Annotated in this window: 12 protein-coding genes, 3 tRNA genes and 3 rRNA genes; 11 read left to right on the top strand and 7 right to left on the bottom strand. The window is 37.7% G+C overall.

Features of this window, described 5'->3' with window-relative positions; all coding sequences use genetic code 11:
• Nucleotides 1-93: 93 nt before the first annotated feature.
• The 8 genes from K6112_06600 (at nt 94) to K6112_06635 (ending at nt 7,638) form a co-directional block, all read left to right on the top strand.
• Nucleotides 94-170, top strand: a tRNA-Met gene (locus K6112_06600).
• Nucleotides 171-422: 252 nt separating this feature from the next.
• Nucleotides 423-1,964, top strand: a 16S ribosomal RNA gene (locus tag K6112_06605).
• 82 nt (nt 1,965-2,046) lie between these two features.
• Nucleotides 2,047-2,123: transfer RNA gene (locus tag K6112_06610), tRNA-Ile, on the top strand.
• Between the two features lie 25 nt (nt 2,124-2,148).
• Nucleotides 2,149-2,224 (top strand) — tRNA-Ala (locus K6112_06615).
• Between the two features lie 299 nt (nt 2,225-2,523).
• Nucleotides 2,524-5,406 (top strand): 23S ribosomal RNA (locus tag K6112_06620).
• 119 nt (nt 5,407-5,525) lie between these two features.
• Nucleotides 5,526-5,640, top strand: a 5S ribosomal RNA gene (gene rrf / locus K6112_06625).
• The 16S, 23S and 5S rRNA genes sit together here with 3 tRNA genes alongside, the layout of an rRNA operon.
• Before the next feature lie 124 nt (nt 5,641-5,764).
• Nucleotides 5,765-6,757, top strand: a complete 993-nt coding sequence (gene glsA, locus K6112_06630) for a glutaminase A (protein QZP17685.1) — start codon at nt 5,765-5,767, stop codon at nt 6,755-6,757.
• Between the two features lie 149 nt (nt 6,758-6,906).
• Complete coding sequence (locus K6112_06635) at nt 6,907-7,638, top strand: energy transducer TonB (protein ID QZP17686.1); 732 nt, start codon at nt 6,907-6,909, stop codon at nt 7,636-7,638.
• Here the strand turns inward: K6112_06635 and K6112_06640 are convergent, their stop codons facing one another.
• A complete protein-coding gene (locus K6112_06640) occupies nt 7,639-9,399 on the bottom strand; it encodes a glutamine--tRNA ligase/YqeY domain fusion protein (GenBank protein QZP17687.1) in 1,761 nt (586 codons plus the stop codon).
• Nucleotides 9,400-9,494: 95 nt separating this feature from the next.
• Between K6112_06640 and K6112_06645 the strand changes: the two genes are divergently transcribed.
• Both K6112_06645 and K6112_06650 read left to right on the top strand, forming a co-directional pair.
• Nucleotides 9,495-10,484: a biotin--[acetyl-CoA-carboxylase] ligase gene (locus K6112_06645; protein ID QZP17688.1), complete on the top strand. Its 990-nt coding sequence runs from the start codon at nt 9,495-9,497 to the stop codon at nt 10,482-10,484.
• Complete coding sequence (locus K6112_06650; GenBank protein QZP17689.1) at nt 10,484-11,203, top strand: type III pantothenate kinase; 720 nt, start codon at nt 10,484-10,486, stop codon at nt 11,201-11,203. The genes K6112_06645 and K6112_06650 overlap by 1 nt, the downstream gene beginning before the upstream one ends.
• 4 nt (nt 11,204-11,207) lie before the next feature.
• On the opposite strand, the gene lpdA is transcribed toward K6112_06650, so the two are convergent.
• Genes lpdA through aceE form a run of 3 tightly spaced genes read right to left on the bottom strand, consistent with a single transcriptional unit; the run spans nt 11,208 to nt 16,935 of the window.
• Complete coding sequence (lpdA, locus tag K6112_06655; GenBank protein ID QZP17690.1) at nt 11,208-12,950, bottom strand: dihydrolipoyl dehydrogenase; 1,743 nt, start codon at nt 12,948-12,950, stop codon at nt 11,208-11,210.
• A 5-nt stretch (nt 12,951-12,955) separates the two neighbouring features.
• A complete protein-coding gene (aceF, locus tag K6112_06660) occupies nt 12,956-14,278 on the bottom strand; it encodes a dihydrolipoyllysine-residue acetyltransferase (GenBank protein QZP17691.1) in 1,323 nt (440 codons plus the stop codon).
• A 2-nt stretch (nt 14,279-14,280) separates the two neighbouring features.
• Complete coding sequence (aceE, locus tag K6112_06665) at nt 14,281-16,935, bottom strand: pyruvate dehydrogenase (acetyl-transferring), homodimeric type (GenBank protein ID QZP17692.1); 2,655 nt, start codon at nt 16,933-16,935, stop codon at nt 14,281-14,283.
• Nucleotides 16,936-17,152: 217 nt separating this feature from the next.
• Between aceE and K6112_06670 the strand changes: the two genes are divergently transcribed.
• The gene (locus K6112_06670; GenBank protein QZP17693.1) at nt 17,153-18,610 is read left to right on the top strand and encodes a leucyl aminopeptidase family protein; all 1,458 of its coding nucleotides are present in this window, start codon (nt 17,153-17,155) and stop codon (nt 18,608-18,610) included.
• 4 nt (nt 18,611-18,614) lie between these two features.
• Here the strand turns inward: K6112_06670 and K6112_06675 are convergent, their stop codons facing one another.
• From K6112_06675 to budA, 3 genes are read right to left on the bottom strand one after another with little or no spacing between them, the layout of a single operon-like run.
• Nucleotides 18,615-20,168, bottom strand: coding sequence for a Na/Pi symporter (locus K6112_06675; GenBank protein QZP17694.1), 1,554 nt, complete (start codon nt 20,166-20,168; stop codon nt 18,615-18,617).
• The gene (locus K6112_06680; protein QZP17695.1) at nt 20,169-20,861 is read right to left on the bottom strand and encodes a hypothetical protein; all 693 of its coding nucleotides are present in this window, start codon (nt 20,859-20,861) and stop codon (nt 20,169-20,171) included. It lies immediately after the preceding gene.
• Nucleotides 20,862-20,877: 16 nt separating this feature from the next.
• Nucleotides 20,878-21,594, bottom strand: a complete 717-nt coding sequence (budA, locus tag K6112_06685) for an acetolactate decarboxylase (protein QZP17696.1) — start codon at nt 21,592-21,594, stop codon at nt 20,878-20,880.
• Between the last annotated feature and the right edge of the window lie 19 nt (nt 21,595-21,613).

Genomic DNA, 21,613 nt, shown 5'->3' on the forward strand with positions numbered 1-21,613 from the left:
AGTGTTTGACATTGATTTAATTACACTGCTATAATTCGCGCTCCCTAACGTTATATACGTAGGGTTCAACAAAAGACTCGTTGATTTATCGATCGCGGGGTGGAGCAGTCTGGCAGCTCGTCGGGCTCATAACCCGAAGGTCACAGGTTCAAATCCTGTTCCCGCAACCAACATCGATAATAGCTCTTTAACAATTTGACAACTGATAAGTGTGGGTGCTTATAGTTGAGATTAAAATTAAAATTTTTCTGTTTACAGAAACAATTTTAATTCTCATATTAAGTGCTTACACTTTAAATTTGTGACAAGACCACACTGGTTAGTAATAACCAGTCAACCTTGAAAATGAATTTGAGAAAAAAGCATAAGCGATACAAATTGTTTTTCAATTTATTGAAAAGCAATAGTAATAAGTTAAGATTAAACTGAAGAGTTTGATCATGGCTCAGATTGAACGCTGGCGGAATGCTTTACACATGCAAGTCGAACGGCAGCATAGAGAGCTTGCTCTCTGATGGCGAGTGGCGAACGGGTGAGTAATATATCGGAACGTGCCTAGTAATGGGGAATAACTAGCTGAAAGGTTAGCTAATGCCGCATACGACCTACGGGTGAAAGCAGGGGATCTTCGGACCTTGCGTTATTAGAGCGGCCGATATCTGATTAGCTTGTTGGTGGGGTAATGGCCTACCAAGGCGACGATCAGTAGCTGGTCTGAGAGGACGATCAGCCACACTGGAACTGAGACACGGTCCAGACTCCTACGGGAGGCAGCAGTGGGGAATTTTGGACAATGGGGGCAACCCTGATCCAGCCATTCCGCGTGAGTGAAGAAGGCCTTCGGGTTGTAAAGCTCTTTCGCAAGAGAAGAAAACTTGCTATCTAATAAATAGTAAGCATGACGGTATCTTGACAAGAAGCACCGGCTAACTACGTGCCAGCAGCCGCGGTAATACGTAGGGTGCAAGCGTTAATCGGAATTACTGGGCGTAAAGCGTGCGCAGGCAGTTTTATAAGTCAGATGTGAAATCCCCGAGCTCAACTTGGGAACTGCGTTTGAAACTGTAAGACTAGAGTGTGTCAGAGGGGGGTAGAATTCCAAGTGTAGCAGTGAAATGCGTAGAGATTTGGAGGAATACCAATGGCGAAGGCAGCCCCCTGGGATAACACTGACGCTCATGCACGAAAGCGTGGGGAGCAAACAGGATTAGATACCCTGGTAGTCCACGCCCTAAACGATGTCTACTAGTTGTTGGTGGAGTAAAATCCATGAGTAACGCAGCTAACGCGTGAAGTAGACCGCCTGGGGAGTACGGTCGCAAGATTAAAACTCAAATGAATTGACGGGGGCCCGCACAAGCGGTGGATTATGTGGATTAATTCGATGCAACGCGAAAAACCTTACCTGGCCTTGACATGTACCGAATTTAGCAGAGATGCTTTAGTGCTCGAAAGAGAACGGTAACACAGGTGCTGCATGGCTGTCGTCAGCTCGTGTCGTGAGATGTTGGGTTAAGTCCCGCAACGAGCGCAACCCTTGCCATTAATTGCCATCATTTAGTTGGGCACTTTAATGGGACTGCCGGTGACAAACCGGAGGAAGGTGGGGATGACGTCAAGTCCTCATGGCCCTTATGGCCAGGGCTTCACACGTAATACAATGGTCGGTACAGAGGGAAGCCAACCCGCGAGGGGGAGCCAATCTCAGAAAGCCGGTCGTAGTCCGGATTGTTGTCTGCAACTCGACAGCATGAAGTCGGAATCGCTAGTAATCGCGGATCAGCATGTCGCGGTGAATACGTTCCCGGGCCTTGTACACACCGCCCGTCACACCATGGGAGTGGGTTTTACCAGAAGTAGTTAGTCTATCCGCAAGGGGGACGATTACCACGGTAGGATTTACAACTGGGGTGAAGTCGTAACAAGGTAGCCGTATCGGAAGGTGCGGCTGGATCACCTCCTTTCTAGAGAATAAATCTCTCTATAAGCATTCACACTTATCAGTTGTTGGTAGCACAAAGAATTTTAGAAATTGGCCCTGTTTTAGGGTCTGTAGCTCAGCTGGTTAGAGCACCGTGTTGATAACGCGGGGGTCGTTGGTTCGAGCCCAACCAGACCCACCAGTTTTATTGATATTCAACTTAAAATGGGGGATTAGCTCAGCTGGGAGAGCACCTGCTTTGCAAGCAGGGGGTCATCGGTTCGATCCCGTTATCCTCCACCAATTCTTTGTATAAAAAAGGTAAGCCTTAAGCGTTTATTAAATTAAATGTTTAAGGCTAGCTTTTTAGCTAGTATGTTCTTTAACAATATGGAAGAAGTAAATTAGAAATCATAAGATTGTGATGAGATTATGATTTCAAATGGGTAATGATTGCAAAATCAAATACTAAATCAACACTTTGCATCTAAATTTTATATTTAGATAAAAAGAGTTTTTAAAGTAAGCTTTAGAAGAAACTATAATGACCGTCTCATGCGGGAAAACGTAAGTAAAAAAGGGCTTAGGTTTTAAAGTTATAGGATCAAGTGAATAAGTGCATATGGTGAATGCCTTGGCGATTACAGGCGATGAAGGACGTGGTAGTCTGCGAAATTTTTCGGGGAGCTGGCAAACAAGCTTTGATCCGGAAGTGTCCGAATGGGGAAACCCACCCGCAAGGGTATCCATCTCTGAATTCATAGGAGATGTGAAGCAAACCGAGTGAACTGAAACATCTTAGTAACTCGAGGAAAAGAAATCAACCGAGATTCCGGCAGTAGTGGCGAGCGAAACCGGAGCAGCCTGTTATTTTTAGCACACGCGTTAATAGAACGGAATGGAAAGTCCGGCCGTAGAGGGTGATAGTCCCGTATATGAAAGCCCGTGTGTGGAACTAGGGTAACGATAAGTAGGACGGGACACGTGAAATCTTGTCTGAATATGGGGGGACCATCCTCCAAGGCTAAATACTCGTAATCGACCGATAGTGAACTAGTACCGTGAGGGAAAGGTGAAAAGAACCCCGGGAGGGGAGTGAAATAGATTCTGAAACCGTATGCATACAAACAGTAGGAGCCCTTCGGGGTGACTGCGTACCTTTTGTATAATGGGTCAGCGACTTACATTCAGTAGCAAGCTTAACCGATAGGGAAGGCGTAGCGAAAGCGAGTCCTAATAGGGCGTCTTAGTTACTGGGTGTAGACCCGAAACCAAGTGATCTATCCATGGCCAGGATGAAGGTGCCGTAACAGGTACTGGAGGTCCGAACCCACAAATGTTGAAAAATTTGGGGATGAGCTGTGGATAGGGGTGAAAGGCTAAACAAACTTGGAGATAGCTGGTTCTCTCCGAAAACTATTTAGGTAGTACCTCGTATCTTACTCTCGGGGGTAGAGCACTGTTATGGCTAGGGGGTCCTTAAGGACTTACCAAACCATTGCAAACTCCGAATACCGAGAAGTACAATTACGGGAGACAGACAGCGGGTGCTAACGTCCGTTGTCAAGAGGGAAACAACCCAGACCGCCAGCTAAGGTCCCAAATATATGCTAAGTGGTAAACGAAGTGAGAAGGCCCAGACAGCCAGGAGGTTGGCTTAGAAGCAGCCACCCTTTAAAGAAAGCGTAATAGCTCACTGGTCGAGTCGTCTCGCGCGGAAGATGTAACGGGGCTAAGCATATAACCGAAGCTGCGGATGCATATTTATATGCATGGTAGGAGAGCGTTCTGTAAGTCTGTGAAGGTGTTCTGTGAGGAATGCTGGAGATATCAGAAGTGCGAATGCTGACATGAGTAGCGATAAAGGGAGTGAAAGGCTCCCTCGCCGAAAGCCCAAGGTTTCCTGCGCAACGTTCATCGGCGCAGGGTGAGTCGGCCCCTAAGGTGAGGCAGAAATGCGTAGCCGATGGGAAACAGGTTAATATTCCTGTACCTCAATTTAATGCGATGTGGGGACGGAGAAGGTTAGGTCAGCCAGGTGTTGGATATCCTGGTTCAAGCATGTAGATAGATTCCTTAGGTAAATCCGGGGAGTTAATATCAAGATGTGTTAACGAGTGAACTTTTGTTCATGAAGTGATTGACACCACGCTTCCAAGAAAAGCCACTAAGCTTCAGTTAGATTGAGACCGTACCGCAAACCGACACAGGTGGGCAGGATGAGAATTCTAAGGCGCTTGAGAGAACTCTGGAGAAGGAACTCGGCAAATTTGTACCGTAACTTCGGGATAAGGTACGCCCCAGTAGGTTGTAGCATTTTACATGCGAAGGCCGATGGGGTTGCAGTGAAATGGTGGCTGCGACTGTTTATTAAAAACACAGCACTGTGCAAACACGAAAGTGGACGTATACGGTGTGACTCCTGCCCGGTGCCGGAAGGTTAATTGATGGGGTGCAAGCTCTTGATAGAAGCCCCGGTAAACGGCGGCCGTAACTATAACGGTCCTAAGGTAGCGAAATTCCTTGTCGGGTAAGTTCCGACCTGCACGAATGGAGTAACGATGGCCACACTGTCTCCTCTAGAGACTCAGCGAAGTTGAAATGGTTGTGAAGATGCAATCTACCCGCGGTTAGACGGAAAGACCCCATGAACCTTTACTATAGCTTTACATTGGACTTTGATAACATCTGTGTAGGATAGGTGGGAGACTTTGAAGCAGGATCGCTAGATCTTGTGGAGTCACCCTTGAAATACCACCCTGATGTTGTTGAGGTTCTAACCCAGGTCCCTTATCGGGATCGGGGACCGTGTATGGTGGGTAGTTTGACTGGGGCGGTCTCCTCCCAAAGAGTAACGGAGGAGTGCGAAGGTAACCTAGGCACGGTCGGAAATCGTGCTGTTAGTGCAATGGCATAAGGTTGCTTGACTGCGAGACGGACATGTCAAGCAGGTACGAAAGTAGGTCATAGTGATCCGGTGGTTCTGTATGGAAGGGCCATCGCTCAACGGATAAAAGGTACTCTGGGGATAACAGGCTGATTCCTCCCAAGAGTTCATATCGACGGGGGAGTTTGGCACCTCGATGTCGGCTCATCACATCCTGGGGCTGTAGTCGGTCCCAAGGGTATGGCTGTTCGCCATTTAAAGTGGTACGTGAGCTGGGTTTAAAACGTCGTGAGACAGTTTGGTCCCTATCTGCCGTGGGCGTTGGAAGTTTGAAGGGGGCTGTTCCTAGTACGAGAGGACCGGAATGGACAGATCTCTGGTGGACCGGTTGTTACGCCAGTAGCATAGCCGGGTAGCTAAATCTGGAAAAGATAAACGCTGAAAGCATCTAAGCGTGAAACTTGCCCTAAGATGAGACTTCCCTTGCACTTTAAGTGCACTAAAGAGTCGTTCAAGACCAGGACGTTGATAGGTCAGGTGTGGAAGTGCAGTAATGCATGAAGCTAACTGATACTAATTGCTCGTGAGGCTTGATCCTATAACCTTAAAACTTATTAAGGTTATGTTGACACTAAAGCAAAACGCAATCAAAACACATTAATTTACTTCTTAACATATTGAAAAAGACATGAGTTATTTATAACTCAAAAAAGTTTGCTTGGCGGACATAGCGAATTGGACCCACTCCTTTCCATTCCGAACAGGACAGTGAAACGATTCTGCGCCGATGATAGTGTAGTCTTTTCTACGCGAACGTAGGACACTGCCAGGCTTCTAATTTAAAAAACCTCACCTTAGGGTGGGGTTTTTTTTTATAAAAAAATGGCTTTGTAAAAAAGTGTGGTCTTGATAATATAATCTTTGATTTTGAAAGCATTATTTTCAAATGCATTTCATTGAAATTAAAAAAAAGTGGTTATATGGCAGAAAAACATGAAATACAGAGATTAGTAGAAGAAACTCATAAGGAGTTTGCTAATCAACAGGACGGTGAGATAGCAAGTTATATCCCGCAATTAACTAAGGCCAATCCAAATCACTTTGGAATCTCAATACTAAGCACAAATGGGCAATTCTTTGAATATGGTGATACTGATAAGCTATTTACTATCCAATCAATATCTAAACCATTAACTTATGGTATGTCGCTAGAGATTTATGGTGCTTCAGAGGTGGAAAAGAAAATTGATGTTGAGCCAAGTGGTGAGGCATTTAATTCGATTGAATTACAGCCCGAAACAAGTAGGCCATATAACCCAATGGTTAATGCTGGTGCAATTTCTGCAACTGGCATGCTATTTGACAAGTATGGCAAAGATGCAATTGACTTTATTCTTGAGAAATTTAGCTTAGCAGCAGGACGAACCCTTGAAATTGATAAAGAAGTTTATTGGTCAGAGTTGGAGACGGGTAATCGAAATCGTGCGATTGCATACTTATTACTTAATTTTAATATGATAAGTGATTATATTGACCAAATTTTAGAGATTTATTTTGCGCAATGCGCCATTCTTGTTAATTGCCATGATTTAGCTTGTATTGCTGCAACAATTGCGAATTTGGGAGAAAATCCAATTACTAAAAAAGAAGTTTTTAATATTGAAGCGGTGAGAAGTATTATGTCAGTAATGAATATTTGTGGTATGTACGATAATACAGGCCGCTGGATGAATGAGATTGGTATCCCTTCTAAAAGTGGTGTCTCTGGAGGTATTGTCGGTGTTGTAAATCGTCAAATGGGAATTGCTTCATATTCACCTATGTTAGATAAAAAAGGTAATAGTTGTCGTGGCATTTCAACCTACAAAAAACTATCTCAAGAACTTGGGCTTCATGCTTTTGATTGCATGAATGCGGGATCAAGTTTTTTAACAACTATGCTGAAATAAATTATAGCTTTCTGGATCGGCGAACGTTCGATACTGCTAACTTATATCAACCCGCTTAATCTGTTGGGAAAAATTCCTGAAAATTAAGTTCATATAAATTATATAGAGTTATTCTTTATACTATTGGACTCTAAAAAAAAATATTAAATATGACTAAAGGCAACAATTTTTTTAACGAGTTAAATTTAACGCATGCGATTATATTGTCTCTAATCATTCATGCACTTTTTGTTATGAAATTGCAAATATCAAATTTCAATTTAACACCAAAACCTGTTGTGGATATAATTTTTAATACTGAAATAGTTAAACAAGTAGCTCCCAAAGTCGTCCCTGAACCAATACCAATACCAAAACCTATAATTAAACCCAAACCCATTATCAAGCCAAAGCTCATAGAAAAACCTAAACCAACACCCAAACCTATACCTGAACCAATTGCAGAACCGATATCTGAACCTGTCGAAGAGCAAGTATTAGAACCTATCGTTGAACCAATAATTGAACCCATTATTGAACCTTTATCGGAGTCAGTTGAGACCAATGAAGTAACTCAAATAAGTGAGCAAGTTCCAACATCACCAAGCCCGCAAGTAGTAAATAATTATAGTAATCTTTTAAGAGCACATATTGCTAAACATAAAAAGTATCCTAGAATTGCTCAGCGCAGAAAAATGCAAGGTGAGGTTGTAATTGCAATTCAAATTGGCGGCGACGGTTCTTTAATCTCTAAAAATATTCAAAAAAGTAGCGGTCATAAAGTCTTGGATAAAGAGGGGATGAATATGATGGAAAAAAGCAAACCTTTTCCTGTACCGCCTGATACATTAAAAAATAGCGTGACGAATGTAGTTGTTCCGATTGCGTTTAATCTAATTTAATTATTGCCAATTATCACGTAGTGTCGTAGTTCGATTTAAAATAATGTCCTCAGATTTTGATAGGTCATCAGCAATAAAATAACCGTGGCGTTCAAATTGATATTGATCGCCAGGTGAAATTGTCTTTAAATTTTCTTCAATTTTAATTTCTTTTGAAGTTAAGGAATTTGGATTTAGGTCGTCCAAGTAATTATTATTTTCACCAGGATGAGCTTCTTTAAACAATCTATCATACAAATTAACCTTTGCATTTACTGCATATTTGCATGATAACCAATGAATATTACCTTTAACCTTAATCGCATCTGCACCAGGTGTCCCTGATTTGGTATCAGGTAAATAATCACAAAATATTTTGGTTACATTACCATTTATATCTTTTTCAAAACCAGTACATTCAATCACAAAACCGTACCTGAGTCTTACTTGTGCACCAGGTGATAATCTGAAGTATTTTGCAACTGGGACCTCCATAAAATCATCTCTATCAATCCATAATTCTTTTGTAAGTTTGATTGTCCGCTTACCTAGGTCTTTATTTTTTGGATGATTTGGTGCTAAACAATCTTCTTCTTGATCATCAGCGAAATTATTAATAATTAGTTTAACAGGGTCTAATACAGCTACTCGACGATGTGCAGATTGATTTAATACCTCGCGCATACAATCCTCTAAAATAGTGTAGTCAATCCATGAATCTGCCTTAGAGACACCAATCCTGTCAGTAAATAATTTAAATCCACTGGGTGTGTATCCCCTTCTTTTTGATCCAACAAGTGTCGGCATTCTTGGATCATCCCAACCCGATACATATTCATTTTCTACTAGCTCAATCAATCTTCTTTTGGATAAGACAACGTAAGTTAAATTCAGCCTGGCAAATTCATATTGTTTTGGGAGTGGATCTGAAAAGAAATTATTTTCTTTTAGGCGTTTTAATAACCAATCATAAAAAGGTCTTTGGTCTTCAAACTCAAGCGTACATATAGAGTGAGTAATGCCTTCAAGCGCATCCTCGATAGGATGAGCAAAGGTATACATCGGATAAATAGACCACTTATCACCAGTTTTATGGTGAGAGACATTTTTAATTCGGTAGATAGCTGGGTCACGAAGGTTGATATTTGGCGAGGCCATATTGATTTTTGCCCTGAGTACCATAGAGCCATCTGTATGCTTACCATTACGCATCTCTTCAAACAATTTAAGATGTTCTTCAATGGGATGATTTCGCCATGGTGAATCTTTGCCAGGAGAAGTGAGAGTTCCTCTGTTTTCTCTTATTTCATCAGCATTTTGTTGGTCGACATAAGCAAATCCTGATTTTATTAGAAGACTAGCCGCCTCATACATAAAATCAAAATAATTACTAGCGTAATAGAGGTTAGCGTCATTATTAAAATTCCAATCAAATCCTAACCACTTTACATTTTCAATAATACTATCAACATATTCTTGATCCTCTTTTTCAGGATTTGTATCATCGAACCTTAGATGACAGGCACCAGAGAAATCTTGAGCTAACCCAAAATTCAAAAAGATACTTTTTGCATGACCTATATGAAGATAACCATTGGGCTCAGGTGGAAAACGAGTTCTGATTTTAGCCTTATCTAACTCACCTTTTAGTTGATGATTGCTATTTCCAGGTGATTTATTCCACAATTTATTTTTATAGAGATTATTGGAAATATCTTTTTCAATCTTTGCTCTAATGAAGTTTGACGAGCTTGCTATTTTATTCTGTGAGTTTGTTGCCATTAGTATATTTTACACTGAATGTGATTAATTTTAGTTGAATTCTGGCGTATCAAGGCGTGTTATGATTTTAAAATTATTTAAGTAAGGTAATTCTTTTGGCAAACCTTTTATTTGAAATTATTGCATTTCTTGCAGATGGAAAATTCCATTCGGGTGAGATGATGGCTAAACATTTTAATGTTTCTCGTGTTTCAATTTGGAATGCGATTGCTAAAGCTGAAGATGTAGGGATTAAAATTTTTTCTGTAAGAGGAAAGGGTTATAAGTTACAACACCCCATCAGTTTATTAAATGAAAAAATAATAAAAAATGCCATGGGTGAGGAAGGCAGTTGGTTTGATATCAAAGTACTTGATTCTATTGACTCAACAAATAATTATTTATCAAAGATTGCGGCTATTGGCCACCCTCACGCTTCAGTAGTTGCTGCAAATATTCAAACACAAGGAAAGGGAAGAAGAGGGCGTCAATGGCAATCTGCCCTTGGGGAGAGTTTAACTTTTTCCTTTCTATGGCGCTTTACGCAGGGCGCGGCAGGTTTATCTGGCTTGAGTCTGGCTGTCGGTGTTGCATTAATTAGGGCATTAAAAAAAATTAATATCTCAACGGCGCTTTTGAAATGGCCAAATGATATTTTAATCTTTGAAGAGGGTGTTTATAAAAAACTAGCAGGAATTTTAATAGAGTTACAAGGCGATACTGATGGACAAAGTGCTGCCATAATTGGAATTGGTTTAAATTTGAATCTTTCAAAAACACAACTAGAAAAAATTGATCAACCTGCAACTGATATTAATAATTTAGTATCAGAAAATATTGATAGTAATTTTTTTATGGCGATTATCATTAAAGAGCTTGCACAGGTACTCGCTTCTTTTGAGTCGGATCAGTTTAAGCCATTTAAAGATGAATGGTTGAGCTATCATGCTTTCCAAGATAAGTTAATCGATATTATGCTAGGGAACTCACAAACTATTACTGGAAAAGCAATCGACATCAGTGATACGGGTGCATTGATTGTGAGAACAGATGAAGGTGCTAAGTCATTCGCATCTGGCGAGGTATCTATTCGGAGTGCAGCGTAATGTACCTTCTAATAGATATTGGAAACACTCGTGTTAAATGGCAACAACGTGATGAAAAAAATATTATTTCATCAGACTCTGTATTGGTTGAAAATTTTATGGATATTGATTTAATACAAATTAAGTCCTTAAAAAAAGTCATAGTTTCTAATGTAAATCACTCTATAGTTCTTGATAAATTGAAAGAAAATTTAATACATTTTCATTGTCCAATTATCGAAGTAAGTTCAGAATCGAATGAAGAGTTAATTAACGATTACACTGATCAATCAACCCTTGGTGTTGATCGATGGTTGGCAGCCATGGGTGCCTGGAAAATATATGGTGAAGATATAATTGTAATAAATGCTGGAACAGCGATCACTATTGATCTAATTCAAATTGATCAAAAAAGAAAAGCGCATTTTAGAGGAGGAATGATTTTGCCTGGCATTGCTATTAGCTTGGGCATATTAAATAACAGCACTAACTTAATCGATACAGAAATAGGGCAGAGCCAATATCCTAGCTTAAATACAAAAGATGCTGTGACAACAGGGATATTGACGAGTATTCAAGGTGCTGTCAATTTGGTTTGTAAAAAGTTACCTTCAGACTTACCTATATTATTATCCGGGGGTGATGCTGATCTAATTTTTTCTCAATCAGAAGATGATTGGAAATCAAGAATTAAGATAGAAAGTGATTTAATTTTTGAGGGACTGATGTCCTACGTATAAAGAATTATCTTTTTTTTATATACAAGTCTGTTATTGAACCTTCTTTTATTTCAGATGCCATTGCGACTGACTCAGAAAGCGTTGGGTGTGGATGAATTGATAATCCAATATCATGAGCATCAGCACCCATTTCAATTGATAACACAGTCTCAGCAATAAGCTCCCCTGCATTCGTTCCTACAATACCTGCACCGATAATTCTATTTGTTTTTTTATCAAATATAAGCTTGGTCATACCCTCTGTTCTATTAGTTGAGATAGCACGACCACTAGCGGCCCATGGAAAAACTGCTTTTTCAATTTCAATCTCTTTTAATTTGGCTTCATCCTCAGTTATTCCTGCCCATGCTATTTCAGGGTCAGTGTAGGCAACCGAAGGGATTGTCATTGCCTGGAACTCTACTTTCTCGCCTGCAATGACTTCAGCCGCTACCTTGCCTTCATGAGTCGCTTTATGAGCGAGCATGGGTTGGCCAACAATATCTCCAATAGCATAAATATGATCAACATTAGTTTTCATTTGTTTATCAACATCAATAAAGCCATGTTCATCAACTTTAACACCTGCTTTTTCCGCGTCAATTTTATGTCCATTAGGCTTCCTTCCGACGGCAACAAGAACTCGATCAAAGGTTAATTTTTCAGGTACATCATCTCCTTCAAAATAAACAACAACGCCTTCCTTTATTGTCTCAATATTTGTTACTTTTGTTTTTAACCAAATATTTTTAAAACGTTTTTCCATTCTTCGGTGAAGAGGCTTCACGATGTCTCTATCACAGCCCTGAATTAATCCATCGCTTAATTCTACAACTGACACTTCACTTCCAAGGGCTTCATAGACTGTTCCCATCTCAAGACCAATGATCCCACCGCCAATAATGAGTAATTTTTTTGGGATATCTTTTAATTCTAATGCACCTGTTGAATCCATTATTCTTTCATCATCTGGTGTGTTTGGAATCTTTGATGATTGTGATCCAGCTGCAATAATAGCTGATTTAAATCCAATTATTTTCTTAGCACCATCATTATGATTAACGGTAATTTGATTTGGGGAGGCAAATTTACCTTCTCCTTCGATTACCTTAACGTCTCTTTGTTTCGCCATTTGAGATAGGCCCATAGTTAATTTTTTAACTACTTTGTTGGATTTCCAATTTCTAAGTTGGTCTAGATCAATCTTAGGTTGACTAAAAGAAACGCCATGGCTGGCTGTGTCCTCTGCATCAGTGATTACTTTAGCGGTATGAAGAAGTGCTTTTGAAGGAATACAGCCCACATTAAGACATACCCCGCCTATGGTCGTGTACCTTTCAATTAGAACAACCTTCAAACCAAGGTCAGCAGCCCTAAAGGCAGCAGTATAGCCCCCTGGCCCAGAGCCTAAAACAGCAACATCATATTCTTCATCACTTTTTTCATTTTGAGGTGAGGGCTGAGTTTCTTTCTCTTGTGAAGCCTGTTTTTCTTCTGCTGGCGCTTTTTCCTCAGAAGAGTCTTCAATTTCTGAATCAATAGACAGAATCAATGAACCTTCTTTGACTTCATCACCTACCTTAATGTTTAAGGATTTAATTAATCCAGATGCTGGTGAAGGGATATCCATGGAAGCCTTGTCAGACTCTACGGTAATTAATGAATCCTCGATATTAATTTTATCACCCACTTTAACCATAATCTCAATCACTTCAACGCTGTCAAAGTCACCAATATTTGGGATGTGTATTTTTTTTAATTCTGCCATATGATCTAGAGTAAGAGCCGCCTTACATCAGATAGCATCATACAAAGATGACTCGTAAACCGGGCACCATCTGCACCGTCTACCACCCTATGGTCATACGAAAGTGATAACGGCAACATGAGCCTAGCTTCAAAATCTTCACTACTCTTATTATAGACAGGTTGCATAGAAGCACGAGATACACCAAGTATTGCAACCTCAGGACAATTAATGATGGGTGTAAATTTTGTACCACCAATTCCACCTAAACTTGAAATGGTAAAACAACCGCCTTGCATTTCATCCATTTTTAATTTTCTTGCTCTTGCTTTCTCTGAGAGGTTACCAAGGTCTTCAGCAATATCGATCACATCCTTTTTTTGAACGTCCTTAACTACAGGTACAACAAGTCCATCGGGCGTATCGCAGGCAAAGCCAACATTGTAATAACTTTTTATGATTAAATTGTCTCCATCGGGGGATAGTGAACTATTAAACATTGGATAAGCCTTTAATGCATTGACACTCGCTTTTATTAAAAAGGCGAGTAGTGTTAATTTTGCTCCACGTTTCTCAGCTTCTTTTTGCATAGATTTTCTAAAAATTTCTAAATCGGTAATATCGGCATTATCAAACTGCGTAACATGTGGTGCTGTCACCCAATTTCTATGAAGATTTGCACCTGATAATTTTTTAATTTTGGATAGTGCTTTTGTTTCAACCTTACCAAACTCAGAAAAATCAATATTTGGCATTGGAATCGGGGCAAAGCTTGCACCCATATTTTCACTTCTCGGTTTTGTTAATTCATCTTTAACAAATCTTTCAACATCCTCGATGAGTATTCTATTTTTATTGCCACTCCCATTTACAAAGGAGAGATTTACACCTAAATTACGCGCGAATTTTCTAACTGATGGGCTTGCATGTGCTTTTTTATTTTCATCATTATGTACACTTTCACCAATAGGAACAGGAGTTTCTTTAGCTACTTTTTTCTGTGGTGGCTCAGGAGCAGGGCGTGACGGGGTGTTTGTAACTTTTTTTATATCTTCTTTTTTATCATTTTTTGCAGGGGATTTTATTTCAGATTTAACTTCGGATTTAGTCTCTGTAACCTCAATCATACCAATCAGACTACCTTCTTTAACTTTGTCACCTACCTTAATTTTAATGTCTTTTATGATCCCATCTTTAGGCGCTGGGATGTCCATAGAGGCTTTATCAGATTCTACGGTGATCAGAGGCATATCATACTCAATATTATCGCCGATATTTACTAATACTTCGATCACATCGACGCTATCAAAATCACCTATATCTGGAATAAGAATTTGTTCTGAACTCATATTTATAAAGATACCGGATTAGGTTTGTCGTTCATTATTTTATATTTTTTGATCGCACTTAATAAAACTGATTTTTCTATTACTTGTTTTTCAGTTAACGCTTTTAAGGCTGCAATAACAATATGATTGCGGTCAACCTCGAAAAAGTCTCTAAGCGCTTCACGACTGTCAGATCGTCCAAATCCATCGGTACCTAAAGAGATAAATTTATTAGGTAAAAATGTAGAAATTTGTTCAGCAAATGATTTCATATAATCCGTGGCAGTAATAATAGGAGATTCTAAATCTATAATTATTTCATCTAAGGTAGATTTTTTTTCAGTTTTATCAGGGTTTAGCATATTCCATCTTTGGATATCAAGTGCATTTCTCCTTACTTCTGTAAAGCTGGTGACACTGAAGATAGTTGAACTAACATTAAAGTCTTTTTCTAAAATACTTGCAGCTTCAATAACCTCTCTTAATATTACGCCACTTCCCATTAGTTGAACTTTTGGCCCCTTAGCTTTATTTTCTGAATATTTATAAATTCCCTTAATTATGTTTTCATTAATATTTTTTGGCATTTCTGGATGAGTGTAATTTTCATTCATTATGGTGATGTAATAGAATACATCTTCCTGATTTTTGATCATTCGTTCTAAACCATTCTGAATAATTATGGCTAATTCATAAGAAAAGCATGGGTCGTAAGATATACAATTTGGGATAGTTGCAGAAAGTAAATGGCTATGACCATCTTCATGTTGAAGACCTTCTCCATTCAGAGTGGTTCTACCGGCTGTCGCACCCAATAAAAATCCTCTAGATCGAGAGTCACCCGCTGCCCAAGCTAGATCGCCTATTCTTTGAAAGCCAAACATAGAATAGAAAATATAAAACGGAATGGTTTGAATTCCTGAATTACTATACGAAGTTGCGGCGGCAATCCACGATGAGAAAGAGCCAGCTTCGTTAATACCTTCCTCTAAAATTTGACCATCCTTTTTTTCTTTATAAAACATCACTTGATCGGAATCTTGTGGCTCGTATAGCTGACCTACAGATGAGTAAATACCTAACTGTCTAAACATTCCCTCCATTCCAAAAGTTCTTGCTTCATCAGGAACAATCGGTACGATAAATTTCCCAATATCTTTATCTTTGACCAGGGTTGTTAAGATTCGAACAAAAGCCATTGTGGTAGAAATTTCTCTATCACCCGAGCTCTCTAATTGTTTTGAAAAAGCATCAATAGATGGAACATTTAGTTTATTCCCTTGTTTTTTTCTAATCGGTAAAAAACCTCCCAAAGCATTTCTTCTCTCCATCATATATTTCAATTCAGGTGAATCTTTACCTGGTTTATAGTAAGCAAGATTTTCAACTTCCTCATCACTTATAGGTAAATCGAATCTTGTTCTAAATGTTTTAAGTGACTCTATATCCATACTCTTTTGTTGATGGGTTATATTTTGCCCTTCACCAGCATCACCCATACCATAACCTTTGACTGTTTTAGCAAGGACGATAGAAGGTTGACCTTTATGAGCAACGGCAGCTGCATAAGCAGCGTAAACTTTGTGAGGATCATGACCCCCTCTATTTAACCTCCATATATCCTGATCGGACATTGCGGCCACTCTTTCTTTTAATTCTGGATACTTGCCGAAGAATTCTTCACGAGTAAAGGCCCCACCTTTGGCTTTGAAGTTTTGAAATTCACCGTCAACACACTCTTCCATTCTTTTTTTCATTAGGCCATCTTTGTCCATGGCAAATAGTGGATCCCAATAAGAACCCCAAATAACTTTAAGGACATTCCATCCAGAGCCTCTAAAGTTTGATTCTAACTCCTGAATAATTTTACCATTACCTCTAACGGGACCATCCAATCGCTGCAAATTACAGTTCACTACAAAGACTAAATTATCTAATTTTTCTCTAGCTGCAAGAGAAATGGCACCTTGTGATTCAGGCTCATCCATTTCTCCATCACCACAAAATACCCAAACCTTTCTATCTGAAGTATCAGCAATACCTCTATCATGTAAGTATTTTAAATAACGCGCTTGATAAATTCCCATTAATGGACCTAAGCCCATAGATACTGTTGGGAATTGCCAAAATTCTGGCATTAACCATGGGTGAGGATAGCTGGATAAGCCATTACCCTTGGTTTCCATCCTGAAATTATCTAATTGTTCCTCAGTCATCCTTCCTTCAAGGAAGGCGCGTGCATAAATACCAGGCGAGGAGTGACCTTGGAAATAAACTAAGTCTCCACCAAATGATTCATTTTCAGCTCTAAAGAAGTGATTAAATCCAACGTCATAAAGCGTGGCTGCGGATTGAAAGCTTGCAATATGTCCACCAATACCTGGCGATTTAGTATTCGCTCTCAATACGGCCATGATCGCATTCCATCGGATCAATGCACGAATTCTTCTCTCCATACCAGGATCACCTGGGTGCCTCTGTTGAAGATGTGTGGGAATTGTATTTACATAGGCTGTTGTCGCGTTATAGGGAAGGTTCGAGCCTGAGCGACGCGCTTGATCAATCATCATTTCAATTAAAAAATGGGCACGTTCAGAACCTTCTGCATCAATTACAGAGTTGAGCGCTTGTCTCCATTCTTGCGTTTCTAATTCATCGTTATCAAGACTCAGATCCATATACTTAACTTATCCTATGAAATTTGTTCAATTTTAATATTTTGACCGTAATAAATTATTTAATAAGATAGAATTAAATAAAATTATAAGTGTCTAGTGGCATGTTGTTAATGTGATTTTCAAGGTTTTGGGTTAAATGGTCAAGCTTTTTTTGACCTCACTAAGATAGTATTTTTTTTCTAAGTGATTGATTTTTAATTATTTTAAGGATTTTTGAATGAATATTAAAGTTACAAATAATAATAAGTTACCTACTGAATCAAATTTAAAGAAAAATTTGCATACGTTTATTTTATTCGATGAAAAACATTCTAATCCTTTGTTTGCCGGTGCTCTTAATGCAAATATTAAAAGACAAGGCATTAAAATTACGGACTTAAAAAAAACAGCTTTATCAGCTGAATTAGATAATGGGAGTTTAGTGACCTGGTTAATGGTTTCCGAGAAAAAAAATACATTCCAAATACAAACATTATTGAGAAAAGCCCTTGATAAAATACTCTCGGAAAATCCAAAAATTTTGGCAATTGTCAATGAATCAAAAAATAATGACAAGTGGCTAAATCAAGCAGTCTATGTTGCTTCAGTAAATTCTCAAGACCTTCCAAATTTAAAATCAGGTGCAAAGAAAAAAAATCTTAAATCAATTAATACTTTTGGAGGTTCGGTAAAAACTAACTTTAAAGATATTGAGGCTTTAGTTGCTGGAAACACCCTTACAAGAGAGTTGACAATCACACCACCCAACCAATTAACACCAACAATTTATCGTCAAAAAATTAAGAAGTTGTCAAAAGAAAATGGTTGGAAGTTAGAAGAATTTGCTATGCCAAAATTAAAAAAATTAGGTGCAGGCGCTTTTTATGCAGTGGCACAAGGTTCTGAGCCACAAGATGCGGCGATTGTTCATCTTACTTACTCACCAAAGGGTGCAAAAGAGACTATTAGTTTGGTTGGAAAAGGTATTTGTTTTGATACAGGTGGACACAATCTAAAGCCAGCAAAATTTATGAGTGGTATGCACGAGGATATGAATGGCTCGGCAGTTGTTTTAGGTATATTAAAAGCTATAAGTGATGCGAAAACTAAGGTTAAATTAGATTGTTGGTTAGCAATCGCACAAAATCATATTGGACCAAAAGCTTATAAACAAAATGATGTAGTTAAAGCGCTTAATGGAATGACAATTGAAATTGTTCACACTGACGCAGAAGGAAGAATGGTATTAGCTGACACGCTAACTATGGCTTCTAGAAAGAAACCAAAAGCAATTATAGATTTTGCCACACTAACAGGTTGTATGCATGTTGCTATGGGAGATCGATATAGTGGTGTGTTAAGTAATCATTCAGCTCTAGGCTGCATGGCGGTGGGCGTAGGCTCTGATGTAGGGGAGAGAGTTACGGCTTTTCCATCTGATGAAGATTATGAAGAAGATTTAAAGAGCCAAATTGCAGATATTAAGCAGTGCACTCTTGAGGGTGGGCCAGACCATATCCATGCGACTCGCTTCTTGGGTAGATTTGTTGAAAATAAAGTTCCATGGCTTCATGTAGACTTATCATCAAGCAATCGCAAAGGGGGTTTAGGTGCAGTGGCAAGTGAAGTTAACGGTTTTGGCGTGAGTTTTGGTATTAACATGATTGAGAAGTTGATGAAAAAAAATACCCTTTAATTTTTTATTGTATTGAATTGTGTTTACGTATTTGCCAAACAAGTCTTTCAAACAATCTAGTTAATAAGAATAAAGCCTTTTGTTCATGACCTGATGTGCCATTTGATTTTGAAACTTTGGTGCGTATTTCATCCATGAGGCTACCTTGTTCAGCAGTTAAATTAATTAATATTCCAATGTCCTCTTGTGATTTTTCACATTCGCTTAATAATGTCAAAAGCATGTGAAGACTTTCAGCCATTGAAATGCTTAAGTCTGATTTTTTTAAATTATTTTCTTTTGCTATCGAAGCAAAACTTTTGAGTGAGTTCATAAGTGACTTGATCGATTCATTTTTACTTTGCAAAATTAACAATTCGGATATACCTTTTTGGGGGTTATTAGAAATTACCTGATCAGTAAAATCCTTAATTGCTAAATAAAGTAACGAATAGCCTTTATGCCTTTCCTGAAGCAATAAATCACTTTTATTATCATGTCGAACATAATCCATATATTGTGGTAGAAAACTAAGCAAACGTTGTTGTTCTTGATTTATTAAATTAATTGCAATTCCTTCATCATTAAGTATTTCCTGATAGATAAATTTAGGTTTAGAAATCAAATCTATCTCTTGATCTGGGATGCGATAATTTAATAAAGCATTAATTTTGCCATTTAAAATAGTTGCTATCAGCGCACCTGATAATTGAAGATATAAATATAAAAGTGACAACTGGATGGTTAAAAAATTTATATTCTTATATAGTGTGAAATCAAAGAAAATATGAGGCGTAATTAATATAATTACTAATATAAAAAAAGAGCCTAATATTTTTGTACTCAATTGGAACAAAATTATTTTTTTTTGCTGACCTTCAAGGTGAGGGTGAAAAAGTAAAAGGCTTAAACCTGAGCCAATGTTGCTACCAATTATCATAAAAATTGCTGAATCCATTGGAATTACTTGACTGGAAACAAGTGTGATTACTAAAATTGTAATGACAGAGGCAGATTGAGAAATTAGTGTAAAAAACAATCCTAATATTATGGAGATTACTATAGTTTCTGAAGCAAAAACAAAAAATTCATTTATCCAAAAAAAGCTTTGCATATTATTAGTGCCTAATTTAATGATACCTAACCCTAAAAAAATTAGTCCGATTGCAAAAATTAATGGAGATACATTAAATAAATTTTCATTATTTTTTAAATTAAAAAGATAAAAAATACTAACGATACTAAGTAAAATGTAGCCCAAAAATTGAATATCAATCGATGCTACAAAAACTAAAAAGGAAGTACCTACTCCAGTCCAAGCAATTAAAATTAAGGCAGTCTTTAAAGGAATTAAATTTGCTTGAACAAGACCTATTATAAGAAAAGTCCCTGCATTGGTGCTTTGTGTAATCAAGCCAATTAATGACCCAACAGCACCCTTCATAACAGTAGAATTGGTAATCGATGTTATAAGCTTATGAAATCTTTTCCCAGTAAAAATCTTAATTGAACTAGAAAGAAGATTAAGGCCAGACAAAAATAAACCAAGCCCAGCTAATGAAAAAATAATTTCTTTCATTTATTTTTGAGGGTTTAAATCTATTTTTAAAATTTTATATAAACTAATTAAAATATAAGATAAAGCTATAAGTAATAAAGTTAGTAAAAAAAATTTTATATTTGAATATCTTTCAGACACTGAAAGATTGAAGACACTTTGTTGAGTTTGGAAAATAGTTCTTAATTCTGTAGCCGTATTTAAAAAATTTTCTTGCAGCACTCGGTCAATACCACGAACTTTCCTATCTAACTCAATGAAATTATTTATTTTATAATTTTTGACAGTCGCTAAAGCATTTAAATACTTATCCTTTAGTTTAAAGTGCTCATCTTTTAAGTTAACTAAAGTGGAGCAATCAAATAAATCTTTCTCATAGTTACAATTTGTAATTGCAGTTTGTAATATAGATTGCACATCTTTGTAGTTTTTATTGAAAGCTAAATTATATTTTTTAAAATCATCTTTATTTTTTCCTCGAATTAAAATATTTTTCCATGACTGAATTTGAGACTTAAAGGAAGAGTTTGCATTCCATATTGATTCAGATAGATAGGATAGTTGTTGTGTTTTTTGATTCTCTATAGTTACAATTTTGTTTATTGACCATAGGGAGAACAATGAAAAAATTTCAATAAATATTAATAAGAATATCCATCTTAGAGCAAAGGTAGTAATTGCTTTTTTTGCAGTTTGATTTTTTGGAACGGTCATATTTAATTTTCTTTATCTAATTTTCAGCTTCATTGAGATCTTTTGTTATATCTCTACTCAAGTCAGTTGTCATAAAATCAAGTGTAATTGGGAGCGAAAGTTCAACTCTTGCAACATGCTGGATACTAATTTTTATTTTTTTAGTTTGACAATCTAGCAGATGCCCACCAAGTTCTAAATTTTTTGATAAAAAATGTAGGTGATAGCCGGGCACTGTTATTTTATCCATAAAATCGGGCGTCCAAAAACCCACCATAGAGCCAGATATATTTTTATATGAAAATTCTGGTTGATTCCGGGCAACTTCAACTAAGGGTTTGTAGGATTCTTGTTTGGGTACTGATCGAGTTTTAATGTAACTAAATTCGCCTTCAATTTTTATTGCATAAATCATATTTTTTGATGGTAAAGTTTTATCCAAAAATCCATATAATTCTTTTAAATTTATTGATGTATCTACTTCTTCAAAACTGTAGGGCTCAAACTGTGTTATGCAAGCGAAAGGAGTCATTTGAGATGGACTAACCTTATATGCTTGCCCATCAGATTTTAATTGATATGCCTTCCCTTCCAAAATTACCATTTCGCCATCTAGATCATCAAAGGTGCCTAAACCAAAATTTCCTTTTTTAATGATTTCTGAAATAGAGGTATTTTCTCTATAAAGCCCCTCAACTAATGCATTAACAGGAGCTGTAATATATAAAACTTTTTCTGTTGACTTATTTTTCATATCCTAATCTTTCATTTTT

Source organism: Methylophilales bacterium (assembly GCA_019823025.1).
Classification (GTDB): Bacteria; Pseudomonadota; Gammaproteobacteria; order Burkholderiales; family Methylophilaceae; genus BACL14.